We start from the raw sequence: 17,466 nt of genomic DNA, 5'->3' as shown, positions 1-17,466 counted from the left end.
GACTGTCGAGTTTACTGATAGATCTGAATCGGGTTGACGATGTCCGCCGTGAGCGTCAGCAAGGAGAACCCGATGAAAACGATGATGACCACGTAGGTGACCGGCATCAGCTTCATGTAGTTCACCGGTGCCCCGTCGGGCAGGCCGCGCCGGTTACGGAAGATGTTGCGGATGCGCTCGTAGATGGTCACGGCGATGTGGCCGCCGTCGAGCGGCAGCAGCGGCACGATGTTGAACGCACCGAGGAAGAAGTTCAGCGACGCCAACAGCCCCAGGAAAGTGATCGCGTCGTCACGCTCGACCGCTTGGCCGCCGATGACACTGGCACCGACCACGCTCATGGGTGTGTCGAGTCCGCGCTGTCCGCCGAAGATCGACTCCCACAGCGCCTGCACCTTCGTCGGCAACTGGACGAGGGCTTTTCCGGTCTGCACGAAGATGTCGCCGGTGAAGACGAACGTCTCGGGCACGGCCTCGATCGGGTTGTATTGGATACGCGGGGGCATGATCGTCGAACCCTTCACACCCACGGCACCGACTGTCATCGATTGCACGGCTCCGGTATCCGGGTCGGTGACGTAGCGCTGCACCTCGGTGATCGGAATGGTCAGATCGATCGATGCTCCGTCCCGCTCGACCGTCAAGTCGACCGAGCCGGACGAGTTTCGCACCGCGTCGACCACATCGCCCCAGTACTGCGTGGGCTGGCCGTTCACTGCGGTGATGACATCGTCTTTGCGGAGCCCGGCCTCGGCGGCGGGACTGGTTCCCGAGCAGGGCGCGAATGTTCCGTCCTCGCTCTGCGAGGGTGCGATGCAGACGACATTGCTCACTTGAACGGTGGGAGGCGTCACCCGATCCGGCGTTCCCCAGCCCAAGACCAGCGTGTAGACCAGCACGATGCCGAGTACGAAGTTCATGGCGATTCCGCCGACCATGACGACGATGCGCTTCCACGTCTTCTGGCGGTACATCGCCCGCTCGACCTCGTCGGGAGCCAGCTCGTCGATCGCCGTCATGCCTGCGATATCGCAGAAACCGCCTGCCGGAATGGCTTTGAGGCCGTATTCGGTCTCCCCTCGGCGGAAGGAGAAGATCTTGGGGCCGAAACCGATGTAGTAGCGCCGGACCTTCATGCCGAGCGCTTTCGCGGTCCACATGTGTCCCGCCTCGTGCAGCGCGATCGACACGCCGATACCGACGGCGAACAGCACGACACCTATTGCGAACGCCATATGAGTCAGAGACCCTTCTTCTTCAGGAGCTCACGCGCACGTGCGCGAGCCCAGGAATCCGCAGCCAGAACGTCGTCCACGGTAGTCGGGGCCGCCGACCAGTCCCCGCTACCGTCATCGACCACCGCGCGCACCGTCTGCACGATCTGGGGGAATTCGATGTGCCCGCCCAGAAAGGCCTCGGCCGCGATTTCGTTGGACGCGTTGTACACCGCTGTCATGCAACCGCCGAGGATTCCTGCCTCGCGGGCCAATTGCACCGCCGGAAACACTCGATCGTCCAGCGGCTCGAAATCCCAGGAGAATGCCATGGTGAAGTCGAGTGCGCGTGCCACGTTCGGGACTCGATCGGGCCACCCGAGTGCGAGCCCGATCGGCAACTTCATATCCGGCGGGCTGGCCTGAGCGATCGTCGAGCCGTCGACGAACGTGACCATCGAGTGGACGATGGACTGCCGGTGGACGGTGACGTCGATCTTCTCGTACGGCACCCCGAAAAGCAGGTGCGCTTCGATCAATTCGAGGCCCTTGTTGACCAGTGTCGCCGAGTTCAGCGTGTTCATCTGACCCATCGACCAGGTGGGATGCGCGGCCGCCTGCTCCGGGGTGACCGATGTCAGTTCTTCCTCGCTCCACCCGCGAAACGGTCCTCCCGAGGCGGTCAGGATCAGTCGATCCACCTCGCTACGGTGTCCACCACGCAGGCACTGCGCCAATGCCGAGTGTTCGGAGTCGACCGGCACGATCTGCCCGGGAGCGGCCGCGGCGAGAACGAGATCGCCGCCTGCCACCAGCGACTCCTTGTTGGCCAGCGCCAGCCGAGCGCCGGTCTGCAGAGCGGCCAGAGTCGGCTCCAGACCGAGCGAGCCCACCAAAGCGTTGAGCACGACGTCGGCAGGCGTCGACTCGACGAGCTCGGTCACCGCACGCGGACCGCTGAGCACCCCGGGCAGGCCGAGCTCGGCCGCGGCGTCGGAGTCGGCCACGGCAACCCGCTCGACTCCGGTCTCGGCGATCTGACGCCGGAGCAGATCGATGTTGCGTCCGCCTGCGGCGAGACCGACCACGACGAATCGGTCGGGGTTGGCTGCGATGACGTCGAGTGCTTGGGTTCCGATCGAACCGGTGCTCCCCAACAGCAGCACGCGAATCGGGTCGGGACGGTCCGCGGTGGTCGTTCGCTCACGATGGTCTGGCACGGGTCCATTGTTGCCTACCGAGTCTGAGAAACCCCTATGCGCTTCACCGGTACTGGCACGCTGGAGGGCATGGACGTCTCGAAGTACCGCACGACCTCGTTCAACTACGCCGATGTGGGAGCGAGCGAAGGGACCTTTCCAGCCGACTACCACCACCTCACCAGATCGCAGGTGATCGGGGCCGGGCTCGACGAATACGGGGCGGCAGCCGATGCGCTGATGCAGTGGGACATGCATCGCGGGGCCGGGCTGAGGGTTCATCCCAGTGCCGACACCGCGATCCCCGACGCAGTGGTCGTACTCACCCTCGGCCCGATCCAAAGCCCGTGCCGCGTGGTGTACGTCATCGACGAGGCCAACCGTCAGGGCTTCGCCTACGGCACGCTCGACGGCCATCCCGAGGCGGGCGAGGAGCTCTTCCACATCGACTACTCCCCTGCCGACGGCATCGTCACCGCGCACATCTCTGCGTTCTCGCGTCCGGGACGCTGGTTCACCACACTGGGCGGTCCCGTGGGCAGGCGGGTACAGGCGCTGATCACCGACAGGTACTTCGCCGCGTTGGAATCGGCGTGCCGTTCTGCTCGTTGAGTCAGGAGCCGGGGGGATGTACCGCGCGCCAGTGCTCGGCGATGTCGATGCGCTTGGCGACCCAGACCTTCTCGTGCGATTGCACGTGATCGAGAAAGCGCTCGAGGGCTGCCACCCGAGCCGGCCTGCCGACCAGCCTGCAGTGCAGGCCGACCGAGAGCATCTTGGGACTGCCGTTCGCGCCCTCGGCGTAGAGCACGTCGAATGCGTCGCGCAGATGCGCATAGAACTCGTCGCCGGTGGAGAATCCGCCCGGCGAAGCGAAACGCATGTCGTTGGTGTCGAGGGTGTACGGCACCACCAGGTGATCCCTCGTCTCACTCCCTGTGGACACCGTCGTCCAGTAGGGCAGATCGTCGGCGTAGGAATCGGAGTCGTAGACGAATCCGCCGTGCTCGACGACGAGTGACCGAGTATTGGGTGAGTCGCGGCCGGTGTACCAACCCCGCGGTGCCGAACCGGTGAGATCCCGCAGAATGGCCACGGCCTCGGCCATGTGTTCGCGCTCGACGTTCTCGTCGATCTGCTGATAGGACAGCCACCGCAGTCCATGGCACGCGATCTCGTGGTCCAGCTCCAGCAGAGCGGCAACTACTTCCGGATTTCGTTCCATGGCCTTGGCCACGGCGAAGACCGTCAGGGGTAGATCCCGTTTCTCGAAGGCCCGCAGTACCCGCCACACGCCGGCGCGTGAACCGTACTCGTACAGCGATTCCATGCTCATGTGTCGGTTCGGAAACGCCTGCGCCCCGATCATTTCCGACAGGAACGTCTCGGATTTGGTGTCGCCGTCGAGCACGTTGTTCTCCGCGCCCTCCTCGTAGTTGAGGACGAACTGCACGGCGATGTTCGCCCCACCGGGCCACTGTGCGTCCGGCGGAGTCCGCCCGTAGCCGACCATGTCACGGGGGTAGCTCAGCGGAAACCGGGTCAGTGGGTGCGGAAGGCGTTCGGACGTCACCGAGGCAGTCTCTCACCGAAGTCGACACCCGCGCCCGGTGAGCGCAGCCCTGATGGCTACGACGGGCGGTCGTATGCCAATATTGACCGAACGCGGCAGCCTCGACGCCTCGTGCAGGACGATTTCGAGAATTCATCACCCGAGAGGACCGACCGGTGGCAAATACCGAACTGGAATCCGCTTCGTACGACCCGGTCGTCGATACGCGGCACGAGGTGCCCGAGGTACCGTCCGCCGAGTGGGGCTGGAGCGGCGAATCGAACAAGGCCATGCGCATCGCCGCCGTCGTCGTCGCAGTATTTCTACTGTTGCTGACCATCGGAAACCACGAGGGCAGGGTCGAAGATCTGTGGCTGGTCGGATTCGCCGCAGCCCTGGTCGGCCTGGTCGTTCGCGACGTGATCGTCCGACGCAAGCCTCGCTGACAACCGATCAGTTCTCGGCGGCCAGCTGGCCGCAGGCCGCCGCTATCTCCTGGCCACGAGTATCCCGGACGGTGCAGGACACACCCTGCGCGATCACCCGTCGCACGAATTCTCGCTCCACCGGCTTCGGGCTGGCATCCCATTCGCTGCCCGGAGTCGGATTGAGCGGGATGAGGTTCACATGAACCCGTGACCCGAGTGCCTTGTGCAACTTCTTGCCCAGCATGTCCGCTCGCCACGGCTGATCGTTCACATCGCGGATCATCGCGTACTCGATCGACACGCGTCGACCTGTCTGATCGGCGTAGTACCGAGCAGCCGACAGCACCTCCGCCACCGACCACCGGTTGTTCACCGGCACCAACGTATCGCGCAGCTCGTCGTCGGGCGTGTGCAACGACACCGCCAGCGTCACCGACAGTCCCTCGTCGGCCAACTTGCGTATGGCCGGAGCCAAACCGACCGTCGACACCGTCACCGATCGCTGGGACAGACCGAGCCCGTCGGGTGCGGGCGAGACGATCTTTCGGACCGCCGAGACGACGCGTTTGTAGTTGGCCAGCGGCTCGCCCATACCCATGAACACCACGTTCGAGAGCCGGCCCTCACCGCCCGGTACCGCTCCGTCGCGCAAATCCGCTGCCGCGGACCGAACTTGATCCACGATCTCGGCCGTCGAGAGGTTTCGCTGCAGGCCCGCCTGACCGGTCGCGCAGAACGGGCAGGCCATTCCGCAACCGGCCTGACTCGAGATGCACAGCGTCGCCCTGCCCGGGTATCGCATCAGGACACTCTCGAGCAACGTCCCGTCGTTCGCCTTCCACAGCGTCTTGCGGGTGTCACCGTCGTCACACGCCAGATGGTTGATGGCAGTGAGCAGCGTGGGGAAGAGATCGGCCCCCACCTTCTCGCGCACGTCGGCCGGCAGATCGGTCATCTTCGTGGTGTCGGCTTCGAGGCGCGCATAGTAGTGCCGGGCCAGCTGATCGGCGCGGAACGCCGGCAGGCCGAGTACTTTCACTGCCTCCCGCAGACCTTCCCTGTCGAGGTCGGCAAGATGGCGCGAGGGCATGCCGCGACGCGGCGCGGTGAAGACCAAGGGAAGATTCGGCCTCTTCTGCTCCGCCGACGCGTCCGTTGCGTCGACCGCTTCACTCATACGTCACCCACAGTCCTTCCTGCCTGTCGAACATCATTCCGCCATTGTCCACCCGTTCGCGTCGCAGTCCTATTCGCGGTTGTCGGATGTGCGGCCGGTGGGCAGTCGCCACGAGTTCGTATGCGCGCGCAATCCCGCACCGACATGCGCACGAACCGAGGATTCGGACACCGACGCTGCCGGCCACGATCATGGGCGCTGGTGATGTCGTCGGTCTGACAGGCTTGGACTCTTCGGTGCCGGTTCGGGCAGCGAACAAGAAATATCCTCACGATTTGTGAACACTATGTACGGAATCTGGCGTCTCGTCACTGAATCGATCAGGCTGGTGTTGCCCCCACTTCACCCGAGGAGCACGACGTGACAACTTTCATGGAGACACCAGTGGCATCCGGCATCGCCCCAGACCGCGCGCGGTCGTGGCTACTGGTCCCCGGAACCAAGCCCGAGACATTCAGCGACGCCGCGACGTCCGGAGTCGATGCAGTCATTCTCGACATCGAAGACGCCGTCGCCCCGGCCAAGAAGCCCGCAGCACGTGAGTCCGTCCTGCAGTGGCTCGGCGAGGGCAACTCCGCGTGGGTCCGCATCAACGACGCGACGACCCCGTACTGGGCAGACGACCTCGCGGCCCTGTCGGGAATGCCAGGACTCGTGGGCGTCATGCTCGCCAAGACCGAAAGCGGCGGCCAGGTCGAGGCCACAGCTGCCCGCCTCGCACCCGGCACTCCGATCCTCGCCCTGGTGGAATCGGCGATGGGGCTGGAAGCGGCAACCGAGATCGCCCGCGCGGAGTCGACCTTCCGACTCGCCTTCGGCAGCGGCGATTTCCGCCGCGACACCGGCATGAGCGACGAACCACTTGCCATGGCATACCCACGTTCGCGCCTGGTCGTCTCCTCGCGGGCAGGGCGTCTGCCCGGTCCGATCGACGGACCGACGCTGAACTCCAACGAGAGCGTCCTCGGTCGAGATGCAGCACTGACGGTGTCGATGGGCATGACGGGCAAGCTGTGCATGCATACCCATCAGGCCGCCATCGTCAATCGTGAGCTCGCCCCGTCCCCCAGCGACGTGTCCTGGGCGCACGAGGTGATCGAGGCTCTCGGTGCCGACGGTGCCCACGTCAAGGACGGCAGTGATCTGCCGCGGCTGGCCAAGGCACTCGGGATCAACGACTCGGCCGAGGTGTTCGGGATTTCTCCCGCATCCTGACCGTCCACCAGGCCGACCCGCATTCCACTGCGTGTCGGCCTGCTTGCTCTCGGGCTCAACGCAACTCGATTCCAGTCGGTTTACGGCGCACGTGCACTCGGTAACGGACGTCGAACGAGACGCCCTCTACCGCCCTGATCGCATCCCTCGCAACCCGGGGCCCGAACTCGATTGCCAGCACCTCGCGGAGGACGGCTCGATTCGGAAACGACCACCTCGTGTCCACCCGGGTGATGTCGAATCCTTGCACCGAGAAGAATGCCTCGACGGCCGCCGGGTCGTAGTGCGGTAGATCGGCGCGCATCCAATCGCCGTACGGCGAGGCCGTCGCATCGAGATCTATCACTACCAACGCACCACCGGGCACGAGAACTCGCATGGCCTCGGTGATTCCCGGGCCGCAACCGGGCCCGAAGAAATACGCGGTGCGGGCATGAACGAGATCGACCGTTCCGTCTCCCATCGGGAGTGAGTCGGCCTGCGCGGCCCTCACATCGACGTTCGACAAACCGGCCACCCGCGTCCGCGCCGCGGCGGCCAGCGGCTCGTGCGGCTCGATACCGATGACCCGCTCGGCCGCAGCAGCGAAGATCGGGAGATGAAATCCACTTCCGCAGCCGATGTCGACGACCGTCTTCGAAGTCCAGTCGGCAACCGAGCGGATCGCCTCGAACAGTGCGCCGTCCACGTCCTGAGCGCGATTCTCCGCCTCGTACACGTGCGGCCAGTGCCAGATGTTCGGACTGGGAATCACCCCGCTACGAGCACGGTGCATGGCGTCGTACTCGGCTCAGAGCAGCACGGTGAAGACGAGCCAGGCGACGAACGCCGAGGGCAACAGCGAGTCCAGTCGGTCCATGATGCCGCCGTGCCCGGGTAGCAAAGTGCCCATGTCCTTGATCCGAAGATCCCTTTTGACCTGCGACTCGATCAGGTCACCCAGTGTGCCGGTCACCACCAGTACCACCCCGAGCAGAACGCCGATCATCGAGTTGGCCTCGAGAATGAGCGTCACCGTCAGCAGGCATCCGATGACGCAGAAGATCAACGAACCGACCAGACCCTCCCATGACTTCTTCGGGCTGATCGCCGGTGCCATCGGGTGCTTTCCGAACAGCACGCCTGCGATGTATCCGCCGACGTCGGAGCACACCACGCCGATGACGAACACCAGGATGCGGCCGGCTCCGTTGTCCTGGAGCACCATCAGCACCGCGAAGGAGGCCAGCAGTGGCAGCCAGCACGCCACGAGGACGGTGACCGACAGTTCCTCGAGGTAATTTTTCGGAGCCGCACCGAAACCCTGCCTCAGCAGGAGCCACACCATACAGACCAAGACGGTGCCCACGGCAGCGCTGAGCACACCGACGGCACCGAACGGCCAGCCGAGCCAGATCATCGCCTGCCCACCGAGGATCAGTGGGATGCGGGGTACGAGCACGCCGCCTTCGCGTAGTCGCTTGGACACCTCGTAGGTGGCGACGGCCAACGCCACGGCCACCACACCGATCCAGACCAGCGGAACGAACACGAGGACCAGGATCAGGCCGATTCCCAGACTCCCGCCGACACCGATCGCGGCGGGCAGATTGCGGCCTGCTTTGCCTGCGGACTTCGCGGCAGCGACCCCGGATGGAGCAGCGGGAGTACCGCTGCCCTCCTGCCGATCCGGACCCACCACTGTCGTCAACTCCTCGGAATTCATCGTCTTCTGTCGTGAAAGCAGTCAGCTTCCGGAAGGTCAGACCTCCATCAGCTCGCCCTCTTTGCGCTTGACGAGTTCGTCCACGGACGCGGTGTACTTGGCGGTCGTCTTGTCGAGCTCGTTCTCGGCGCGGACGACTTCGTCCTCGCCGGCTTCCCCGTCCTTCTGAATCCGCTTGAGCTCTTCCATCGTCTTGCGGCGGACGTTGCGAATGGACACCTTGGCATCCTCGCCCTTGCCTTTGGCCTGCTTGACGAACTCGCGGCGACGCTCCTCGGTCAGCTGCGGCACGCCGACGCGAATCAGGTTTCCGTCGTTGGTGGGATTGACCCCGAGATCGGAGTTGCGAATGGCGGTTTCGATCGGTCCGAGCTGATTGGACTCGTAGGGCTTGATGACGACCATCCGAGCTTCGGGGACGCTGATGCTGGCCAGCTGCGTGATCGGCGTCGGCGCTCCGTAGTACTCGATCACGATGCGCGAGAACATTCCGGGGTTGGCACGTCCGGTGCGAATCGAGGACAGATCGTCGCGAGCAACCGATACGGCTTTTTCCATCTTCTCTTCGGCATCGAAGAGAGCTTCGTCAATCACGGTCTGTCCTCCATCGTCTTCGTCTTCGATTCGTCCGCGCCACTGTCGGTGACAGTCACGATGTGACCAGCGTTCCGATCTTCTCGCCGGCCACTGCGCGGGCGATATTTCCCTGGATCAGCAAATTGAACACCAGCATCGGCATCTCGTTGTCCATGCACAGGCTGAAGGCGGTCGCGTCGGCCACTTTCAGTCCCTGCTCGATGGCCTCGCGATGGGTGATGGTGTCGAACATCGTGGCGTCGGGGTCCTCCCGAGGGTCGGCCGAGTAGACGCCGTCGACGGCTTTGGCCATCAGCAACACCTCGGCACCGATTTCGAGCGCGCGCTGCGCAGCGGTGGTGTCGGTGGAGAAGTACGGCATACCCATCCCGGCTCCGAAGATCACCACGCGACCCTTCTCCAGGTGTCGCCGTGCCCGAAGCGGGAGGTACGGCTCTGCGACCTGCCCCATGGTTATCGCGGTCTGAACCCTGGTGGCAACACCCTGCTTCTCCAGGAAGTCTTGCAAGGCAAGGCAATTCATGACGGTGCCGAGCATGCCCATGTAGTCCGAACGCGACCTGTCCATTCCGCGCTGCTGCAGTTCGGCACCCCGGAAGAAGTTGCCGCCACCGATCACCACGGCGACCTGCGCTCCGGTGGCCACGACCTCGGCGATCTGTTCTGCCACGTTGTTCACGACATCCGGATCGAGGCCGACCTGGCCGCCTCCGAACATCTCCCCACCCAGTTTGAGCATCACGCGTCGGAACCCGGGACGGTCAGGGGCCGGATCGGTCATAGCTCTCCTCGGTACTCGTCGAACACTACGGCTAACTTCAACGATCATCCTGCCCTATCGAGGTCGGAGTAGTGGACAGGGCTCCGACGTCCAACCGAACGTCGCCCACACACGAGTGATGCCGCCCACTCGATGGAATCGAATGAACGGCATCGCCTCGACCGAGTGGTGCGCAGACTAGCTTGCGCCGACCTCGAAACGAGAGAAGCGCGTGATCGTCACGCCTGCCTCGTCCAGGATGGCCTTGACGGTCTTGTTTCCGTCCTGCACCGACTTCTGCTCGGTGAGAACGACATCCTTGAAGAATCCGTTGACGCGTCCTTCGACGATCTTCGGCAGTGCCTGCTCCGGCTTGCCCTCTTCACGAGCAGTCTCTTCGGCAATGCGACGCTCGGCAGCGACGAGATCCTCGGGGACCTCCTCACGCGTGACGTACTTGGCCTTGAGTGCTGCGATCTGCATCGCGGCACCGCGCGCAGCGTCGCCGGCGGCCTCGCCGTCACCGGTGTACTCGACCAGAACACCGACGGCAGGCGGCAGATCCGCGCTGCGCTTGTGCAGGTACGTTGCCGTGTTGCCGTCGTAGGACGCGACGCGGCGAATTTCGAGCTTCTCACCGATCTTCGCCGACAACTCGTTGAGAGCCGTGTCGACAGTCGTGCCGTTCATATCGAGTGCCTTCAGCGCATCGACATCGGCAGGCTTGCCTGCTGCAGCCGTCGCCACCACTGCGGCCGCGAACGTCTGGAACTCGTCGTTCTTGGCCACGAAGTCGGTCTCGGAGTTGATCTCGACGAGCACTCCACCCTCGGCGACGACGAGGCCCTCGGCGGTGCTGCGCTCTGCGCGCTTGCCGACGTCCTTGGCACCCTTGATGCGCAGGTACTCGACGGCCTTGTCGAAGTCGCCGTCGTTCTCGGCGAGCGCGTTCTTGCAGTCCATCATTCCGGAGCCGGTGAGCTCGCGGAGCCGCTTGACGTCGGCGGCAGTGTAGTTCGCCATCTTGGGCGAGCCTCCTCAAATGCTGGGTACGGACGTTGACGAAATGCTGTTCTCAGGGCACGGTCGACTGGCTCTTGCGGAGCCGAACCGACGACAACCCTGACAGACCGAAGCGGCCCCGGCCCACCCCTGAGGGTGAACCGGGACCGAATTCGATCAAGACTGAGCGGCCGGTGCTTCCTCTGCTGCCGGTGCGTCGGCTGCGGGAGCCTCTGCTGCCGGAGCCTCGGCGGGAGCCTCTGCTGCAGGCGATGCCTGCGCGAGCTGCTCGAGCTCCCACTCGGCGAGGGGCTCGCCTGCGCCGACCTCGGGCTTGGCGTCGGATGCGGTGTTCTGGCCTGCACGCGCCTGCACGCCCTCGGCCACTGCGGATGCGACGACCTTGGTCAGCAGCGCTGCGGAACGGATCGCATCGTCGTTGCCCGGGATCGGGTAGTCGACCACGTCGGGATCGCAGTTGGTGTCGAGGATCGCGATCACCGGGATCTTCAGCTTGCGTGCCTCGCCGACGGCGATGTGCTCTTTGTTGGTGTCGACGATCCAGATGGCCGACGGAACCTTGGCCATGTCCCGGATACCACCGAGGGTGCGGTCCAGCTTGGTCATCTCACGCGTGAGCATGAGGATTTCCTTCTTGGTGCGTCCCTCGAAGCCACCGGTCTGCTCCATTGCCTCGAGCTCCTTGAGGCGAAGCAGACGCTTGTGGACCGTCTGGAAGTTGGTGAGCATGCCACCGAGCCAGCGCTGGTTCACGTAGGGCATACCCACGCGAGTCGCCTCAGCGGCGATGGACTCCTGGGCCTGCTTCTTGGTGCCGACGAACAGAACCGTGCCACCGTGGGCGACAGTTTCCTTGACGAACTCGTAGGCCTTGTCGATGAAGGTCAGAGTCTGCTGCAAGTCGATGATGTAGATGCCGTTGCGGTCGGTGAAGATGAATCGCTTCATCTTCGGGTTCCAGCGACGGGTCTGGTGTCCGAAGTGTGTGCCGCTGTCGAGCAGCTGCTTCATTGTTACTACAGCCATGGCTGAAGAACTCTCTTTCGATGGTGCGGTTGACGCAGAGTGTCGGTGACCTCTGCCCTGGCGCCCGCTGTAGTTGCCGGACCATTCGAATCACGAAGATTCCAAAGGACCGCCGGCAACCGGTTCTCGTGTCGGTGTTCTGCCGAAGCAGTCGATACGATGACGCGGACGCGCGAAGTCGACCCGTGCGTGCACAGGTCGCATGGACGATTGTAGACCTGCCGCGGCCCCCGTCATAACCAGGCCCGACTGTCAAGAGATTCCGATGCCTGTGGACGAAGAATTTTCTCGTCCACACTCGGACTGCATGTTCGTTTCCGTACCCGGATTCGAGAGATGGTTCTCGGGTGACGATCCCCACGATAATTCGGACACTGACAGTTCGCACGCTGACAGTTCGGACACTGACGGTGTGTGTGGTGGCCGCCATCGCGCTCTCGACGCCGGTCGCGTCGGCGGCACCCGGCGCATTCGACTGGCCACTTCGGCCGAAGCCGCAGGTCCTCACCCCGTTCGATCGTCCGGAGCACGATTGGCTACCCGGCCACCGCGGTGTCGACCTCGCCGCAGGTGAGGGTGAACCGGTACTGGCCGTCGCCGACGGCACGGTGGTCTTCGCCGGTTCGGTGGCGGGCAAGCCCGTCGTATCGGTGGATCATCCGGGTGGACTGCGTTCGACCTACGAACCCGTGTCGGCCTCGGTCACCGCCGGGACACGGGTTCGGCGAGGGACGGTCGTGGGCTTCGTGCAGTCAGGCCACGGAAGTTGCACGTCGACCTGCGTGCACTGGGGCATCAGACGCGGTCGCGACTACCTCGATCCGACGGCGCTCATACGCGGGCATCCCATCAGGTTGAAGCCCCTCGACACACCCCACGGCTGAGATTCGAGCGCCGAGGATCGTCAGCGGCGCGCCCCCGAGTGCCTGCCCGCCGCTGCGGGAAAGTCGTCGGCCACCATGGCGGCGAGCTCGACGAATGCATTACGCGTCTGGGGGCGCAGGAGATCGAGATCCACGACGGCTCCCTCGGCCAGATGCTCGTCGAACGGTATGACGTGCACGGCGCGGCAGCGCTCGAGGAAGTGCTGCTGGAGCAAATTCATGTCCACCGCGGACGAGCCGGGGCGAACCGAGCTGATGACGACCACTGTTCGCTCGACCAGGTGGCCGTAGCCGTGCAGCTCGAGCCAGTCCAGCGTCGCCGCTGCACTGCGAGCGCCGTCGACCGCCGGAGAGCTGACCAGTACGAGCGCATTGGCCAGTTGCAGCACCCCGTTCATCGCCGAGTGCATGATGCCGGTGCCGCAGTCGGTCAAGATGAGGTTGTAGTACACCTGCAGCATCTCGATGACGGCTCGATAATCTTCTTCACCGAACATCTCCGATGCCGCGGGATCACGCTCTCCGGCCAACACTTCGAGACGGCTCGGTGCCTGCGAGGTGTGTTCGCGGATGTCGGAGTACCGACGAATGTTCGGCGCCGCGGCCAGCAGATCGCGCACGGTGGAGGACGTCTGCCGCGGAACTCGCTCTCCGAGCGTGCCGAAATCGGGGTTTGCGTCCACGGCGATCACGCAATCGCCCCGCAGCGACGCGAACGTCGAGCCGAGGCCGAGGGTGGTGGTCGTCTTGCCCACACCACCTTTGAGTGAGAGAAACGCGATCCGGTAGTCGCCCAGCACAGGCTGACGGATGCGTTCCACCTGATTTCGGTACCGCTCCTCGGCGGTCGACTCACCTGGATTGATGACGCCGCCGGTGAGACGGTGCACGCTTCGTCGCCAGCCGGAGCTCGATGCGCGCTTGGGACGTTTGAGGAGCGAGTCCGCGCCCAGGTCCTGGCTGTTCGGTCGATACGCGTTGGGTGCACCTGCCCACGGCTGCTGCGACCAGGGACCCGATGCTGCCGGAAACTCCTGGGCGTTCGGATCGGGCTGGTAGCGATCGGACTGCGCGGGTGGCGGTACCGGCTGAACCGGTACCGGTGGGTTGTATCGGGGCGGAGCGATTCGCCGGTCGAGGGAATCCGGCGTCTGCCAGGGCGGAGGCTGCCGGGGTACCGACCGGGGTGGCGGAGTCGGTTCCGAGGATGTGGGCCCACCGTCGTTGTCACGAGTCCGGTCGGTCCGATCGGCCGAATCCTGGCGCTCGGCGGCAAAGCCTCGACCGACATGCATCGACCACGGCTCCGAAGTGCCTTGTGGTCGGTCGCGGTCCACGGTCCCCCGTTTTCGATGTAGTGCGTCTGAAACGACGCTACCAAACCTAGCGCCGCAGACGCTCGGCTCACGCCCGAGGATGAGCCTGATCGTGGACTGCGCGCAACCGTTCCACCGACACGTGTGTGTAGATCTGGGTGGTCGCCAGAGAGGCGTGGCCGAGCAACTCCTGCACCACCCGCAGATCGGCACCGCCCTCGAGCAGGTGGGTTGCCGCCGTGTGCCGTAGGCCGTGTGGACCGAGACTGGGCGCTCCTGGGACGGTGTCGAGCACCGCGTGCACAGCGGACCTGGCCTGCCGCTGGTCGAGTCGGCCACCTCGACGACCCAGCAACAGTGCAGGGCCGGAGCGATCACTCGCCAAGGCAGGCCTTCCGCTGGCCAGCCACTTCTCGAGCGCCTGCAGCGCAGGCGCACCGAACGGCGCAGATCGTTCCTTGTTGCCTTTGCCCACCACTCGAACCAGGCGGCGGTCGGTGTCCACGTCGTCGATGTCCAGGCCGCACAGTTCTCCGACGCGCACTCCGGTCGCGTACAGAAGCTCGACGATCAGTCGGTCTCGCAGGGCGATGGGATCGAGCTCGGCCGCACCCGACTCGGCCGCGGCCAACGCCTGAGCCGCCTGATTGTGGCGAAGAACACCGGGCAGCGTGCGGTGGCTGGAGGGTGCTGCCAGGCGTTCCGTGGGCCCGATCTCCACCGCTCCCACCCGCTCGAGCCACTTGCCGAAGGTGCGCGCCGAGGAGGTTCTCCTGGCCATGGATGTCCGGGCCGAACCCGCTGCCGAGTACCCCGCCAACCAGGAGCGCACCGTGCGGAGGTCGAGATCGCCGATCGTCGCCTCCGGTGACGAGGCCGCCAGGTGTGCGAGCAGGGATCGAACATCGCTCACGTAGGCGCGAATCGTGTGCTCCGAACGCTCCCGACCGAGACGAAGATGCTCGGCGAACTCTTCGACGTGGATGCCGAGGTGCGGCGGCAGCGAATCGGTCATCGGCTCAGCTTGCGGGCTCGTGGGCGGCACCACAACCGGACACGCCGAACACGACGGCGCGGTGCCGGTTCAGGCGTCGACTCCGCTTTCGGCCTGCGCGAGTTCGCGCTTCCATACCCGGAACGTTTCCTCGGTTCGGCCTCTCCGCCAGTAGCCGGAGATCGACGCCCACTCGGCGGCGACCCCGCGCTCTTTGCGGATGTACGGCCGGATGTTGTGCATGACTGCCTGAGCTTCACCGTGGACGAAGACCTGGGCCTGCCCCGGCAACCATTCGGTGTTCTTCACGGCGGCGATCAGGGGTGCGTTGTCTCCCGCGTGATCGTCGTCGATCTCGTTCGAGGCTGCGCCCCGGTGAATCCAGGTGACGTCCACGACTGCGAGTGTCTCCATGTAGATCTCGTCGTGGCGGTCGGCAACTTCGATGAAGACCTTGGCGATGGCGTCTTCCGGTAGCGCCTCGACGGCGGCCGAGATCGCCGGAATCGCCGACTCGTCGCCTGCGAACAGATGCCAGTCTGCGTCGGCGCGCGGGGCGTACCCACCGGAGGGCCCGAAGAACGACATCTCGTCGCCGGGTTTCGCTTGGGTTGCCCACGGCCCGGCGACACCCTCGTCGCCGTGCACCACGAAGTCGATGGCAATCTCACGCGCGACGGTGTCGACCGAGCGCACCGTGTACGTCCGCATGATCGGTTCTTCCTCGGTACCGAGGAAGAGTTTGACGTAGGCGTCGGTCTGATCGATCGCGTCGAAATCGTCGAAATTCGCACCGCCGAGATACACCCGATGCATGTGCGGAGTGAGCGCTTCGGTCCGCAGGACGGACAGGGTGGTTTTCTTGCGTGGCACTTCTGACCCTTCTTCGAGCACATGACGCCGATGCCCGCTGCATCGACTAAGCATTACCTAACACCCTACCTTCGGGGCTCACGACGCAGCACGTTCAGCCTCGCACCACCCGAAACCACCCGGTCTCGTCGCTCGCCACGAAGCCATCCACCTCCAGCACCGGCAGGGCTGCGCGCACCTTGTTCAGCGGCACACCGGAATGCTCGGACAACTCACGAGATGACAATGATCCCGCCGACGGCAACGCGTCGTAGATCATCAATGCGGTCTCGGACAAGGCATCGGTGTCACGAAACAGTTCGGGCCGCGACTCCTCGGGCGAGCCGAGAGGCCCTGCCTCGGCGACCACGTCGTGCGAACTCGTCACCAGAATCGCCTCACTGTCACGAATCATGCGATGGCACCCGGTGGAGGTGGGCGAGGTGACCGGCCCCGGCACCGCCAGCACCGGCCGCCCCAGCTTTGCGGCCCACGCCGCGGTATTGCGAGCTCCACTGCGCCACCCGGCCTCCACCACCACCACTGCCGACCCGAGCGCCGCGACGAGTCTGTTGCGGGCCAGGAATCGATGCTTCGCCGGGGTGGTACCCGGCGCATATTCGCTCAGAACAAGCCCGCGAGTTGCGATCTGGCGCAGCAGTCGGGAGTGGCCCGCCGGATAGGCCCGGTCCACGCCACAGGCGAGCACCGCCATCGTCGTGCCCTCCACCCCGAGCGCCGCCCGATGCGCCGCGGCATCGATCCCGAAGGCCGCGCCGGAAATGATCGTCCAGCCATCGAGCGCCAGGTCAGCAGATATCTCCGCCGTCACATGATCACCGTAGGGACTCGATGCCCGAGTACCCACGACGGACACCGAGCGTTCGGTGACCGCTGCCACGGGAGCGCTTCCCAACACCCACAACGCAAGCGGTGGACAGGTATCGACCGCTGCGGTCACACCGGACCCATCGAAGCCGAGGAAACGCCAGGCCGGCCACTCGTCGTCATCGGGCGTGACCAACCGGCCGCCCAATGCAGCAATGTGATCGAGATCAGCTGCGGCGGTGTCGATATGGGCCCGCACCTCGAGCCGCTCGCCCAGACCACCTGATCGCACCGCCGCGGCCGCCGACTGCGGGCCGTGCTCAGCGGCGTGGTCGAACAACGGCCGATGCGGACCTTGCGCCACCCGAGACAGATACGCCCACGCGAGTCTGCGTTCGTCGTCGCTCATGCCACTCCCGCTCATGCCACTCCCCTGTCACGGAAATCCAGTGCCGCCCCCACCTCGTCGGCACCGGGAACGGTGCCGCCCGCGAGATCGTTCAACGTCCACGCCACCCGAATCGCCCGATCCGCCCCTCGCGCGGTCAACGATCCGTTGCGCAACGCACGCTCGACCGGTGCCAGGGCCGAACGAGCCAGCCGAAATCGTTGCCGCAGAGCCGGTCCTGGAACCTCTGCATTGGTTCTCCAACCGAATTCCTGCCACCGCTGCGCGGCGGCATCCCTGGCCCCGGT

At 65.0% G+C, this 17,466-nt stretch carries 18 protein-coding genes and 1 pseudogene; 4 read left to right on the top strand and 15 right to left on the bottom strand.

Annotated elements, in window-relative coordinates:
- Positions 1-11: 11 nt before the first annotated feature.
- Both J1M87_RS16005 and dxr read right to left on the bottom strand, forming a co-directional pair.
- A complete protein-coding gene (locus tag J1M87_RS16005; RefSeq protein WP_206490427.1) occupies positions 12-1,235 on the bottom strand; it encodes an RIP metalloprotease in 1,224 nt (407 codons plus the stop codon).
- Between the two features lie 5 nt (positions 1,236-1,240).
- Positions 1,241-2,434: a 1-deoxy-D-xylulose-5-phosphate reductoisomerase gene (gene dxr / locus J1M87_RS16000; RefSeq protein WP_307830825.1), complete on the bottom strand. Its 1,194-nt coding sequence runs from the start codon at positions 2,432-2,434 to the stop codon at positions 1,241-1,243.
- Between the two features lie 69 nt (positions 2,435-2,503).
- Here dxr and J1M87_RS15995 point away from each other — a divergent pair, with 69 nt between their 5' ends.
- A complete protein-coding gene (locus J1M87_RS15995; protein WP_206490425.1) occupies positions 2,504-3,025 on the top strand; it encodes a DUF1990 family protein in 522 nt (173 codons plus the stop codon).
- A 1-nt stretch (position 3,026) separates the two neighbouring features.
- On the opposite strand, the gene puuE is transcribed toward J1M87_RS15995, so the two are convergent.
- A complete protein-coding gene (gene puuE, locus J1M87_RS15990; protein WP_206490649.1) occupies positions 3,027-3,926 on the bottom strand; it encodes an allantoinase PuuE in 900 nt (299 codons plus the stop codon).
- A 215-nt stretch (positions 3,927-4,141) separates the two neighbouring features.
- Between puuE and J1M87_RS15985 the strand changes: the two genes are divergently transcribed.
- Positions 4,142-4,411: a DUF2631 domain-containing protein gene (locus J1M87_RS15985; protein ID WP_206490423.1), complete on the top strand. Its 270-nt coding sequence runs from the start codon at positions 4,142-4,144 to the stop codon at positions 4,409-4,411.
- 7 nt (positions 4,412-4,418) lie between these two features.
- On the opposite strand, the gene rlmN is transcribed toward J1M87_RS15985, so the two are convergent.
- On the bottom strand, positions 4,419-5,570 hold the full coding sequence (gene rlmN, locus J1M87_RS15980; protein WP_206490421.1) for a 23S rRNA (adenine(2503)-C(2))-methyltransferase RlmN: 1,152 nt from the start codon (positions 5,568-5,570) through the stop codon (positions 4,419-4,421).
- A 372-nt stretch (positions 5,571-5,942) separates the two neighbouring features.
- Here rlmN and J1M87_RS15975 point away from each other — a divergent pair, with 372 nt between their 5' ends.
- Positions 5,943-6,785: a CoA ester lyase gene (locus tag J1M87_RS15975; RefSeq protein ID WP_241257050.1), complete on the top strand. Its 843-nt coding sequence runs from the start codon at positions 5,943-5,945 to the stop codon at positions 6,783-6,785.
- A gap of 55 nt (positions 6,786-6,840) precedes the next feature.
- Here J1M87_RS15975 and J1M87_RS15970 read toward each other — a convergent pair whose 3' ends face one another.
- The 6 genes from J1M87_RS15970 to rpsB form a co-directional block, all read right to left on the bottom strand.
- On the bottom strand, positions 6,841-7,560 hold the full coding sequence (locus tag J1M87_RS15970) for a class I SAM-dependent methyltransferase (protein WP_206490418.1): 720 nt from the start codon (positions 7,558-7,560) through the stop codon (positions 6,841-6,843).
- Positions 7,561-7,575: 15 nt separating this feature from the next.
- Complete coding sequence (locus J1M87_RS15965; protein ID WP_206490417.1) at positions 7,576-8,490, bottom strand: phosphatidate cytidylyltransferase; 915 nt, start codon at positions 8,488-8,490, stop codon at positions 7,576-7,578.
- 36 nt (positions 8,491-8,526) lie between these two features.
- On the bottom strand, positions 8,527-9,084 hold the full coding sequence (gene frr / locus J1M87_RS15960) for a ribosome recycling factor (RefSeq protein ID WP_206490416.1): 558 nt from the start codon (positions 9,082-9,084) through the stop codon (positions 8,527-8,529).
- Between the two features lie 55 nt (positions 9,085-9,139).
- A complete protein-coding gene (gene pyrH / locus J1M87_RS15955; RefSeq protein WP_206490414.1) occupies positions 9,140-9,868 on the bottom strand; it encodes a UMP kinase in 729 nt (242 codons plus the stop codon).
- 177 nt (positions 9,869-10,045) lie between these two features.
- On the bottom strand, positions 10,046-10,870 hold the full coding sequence (tsf, locus tag J1M87_RS15950; RefSeq protein ID WP_206490412.1) for a translation elongation factor Ts: 825 nt from the start codon (positions 10,868-10,870) through the stop codon (positions 10,046-10,048).
- A gap of 156 nt (positions 10,871-11,026) precedes the next feature.
- The gene (rpsB, locus tag J1M87_RS15945; protein WP_206490410.1) at positions 11,027-11,896 is read right to left on the bottom strand and encodes a 30S ribosomal protein S2; all 870 of its coding nucleotides are present in this window, start codon (positions 11,894-11,896) and stop codon (positions 11,027-11,029) included.
- A gap of 347 nt (positions 11,897-12,243) precedes the next feature.
- On the opposite strand from rpsB, the gene J1M87_RS15940 reads away from it, so the two are divergent.
- Positions 12,244-12,780, top strand: coding sequence for a M23 family metallopeptidase (locus J1M87_RS15940; RefSeq protein ID WP_374222390.1), 537 nt, complete (start codon positions 12,244-12,246; stop codon positions 12,778-12,780).
- 20 nt (positions 12,781-12,800) lie between these two features.
- Here the strand turns inward: J1M87_RS15940 and J1M87_RS15935 are convergent, their stop codons facing one another.
- From J1M87_RS15935 to J1M87_RS15915, 5 genes and pseudogenes are all read right to left on the bottom strand, one after another.
- Positions 12,801-14,075, bottom strand: a complete 1,275-nt coding sequence (locus tag J1M87_RS15935) for a MinD/ParA family protein (RefSeq protein WP_241256975.1) — start codon at positions 14,073-14,075, stop codon at positions 12,801-12,803.
- 109 nt (positions 14,076-14,184) lie between these two features.
- On the bottom strand, positions 14,185-15,111 hold the full coding sequence (locus J1M87_RS15930) for a tyrosine recombinase XerC (protein ID WP_206490408.1): 927 nt from the start codon (positions 15,109-15,111) through the stop codon (positions 14,185-14,187).
- Positions 15,112-15,180: 69 nt separating this feature from the next.
- The gene (locus J1M87_RS15925) at positions 15,181-15,963 is read right to left on the bottom strand and encodes a siderophore-interacting protein (protein ID WP_206490406.1); all 783 of its coding nucleotides are present in this window, start codon (positions 15,961-15,963) and stop codon (positions 15,181-15,183) included.
- A 94-nt stretch (positions 15,964-16,057) separates the two neighbouring features.
- Positions 16,058-17,179, bottom strand: coding sequence for a DNA-processing protein DprA (dprA, locus tag J1M87_RS15920; RefSeq protein ID WP_241256974.1), 1,122 nt, complete (start codon positions 17,177-17,179; stop codon positions 16,058-16,060).
- An 11-nt stretch (positions 17,180-17,190) separates the two neighbouring features.
- A pseudogene (locus J1M87_RS15915) lies at positions 17,191-17,466 on the bottom strand (ATP-binding protein); the annotation flags it as partial.

The organism is Rhodococcus sp. KRD162 (genome assembly GCF_017168335.1).
In the GTDB taxonomy this organism is placed as follows: Bacteria; Actinomycetota; Actinomycetes; order Mycobacteriales; family Mycobacteriaceae; genus Rhodococcoides.
Note: the sequence above shows the minus strand (reverse complement) of the source record. Positions and strands in the feature narration are given on the sequence as shown.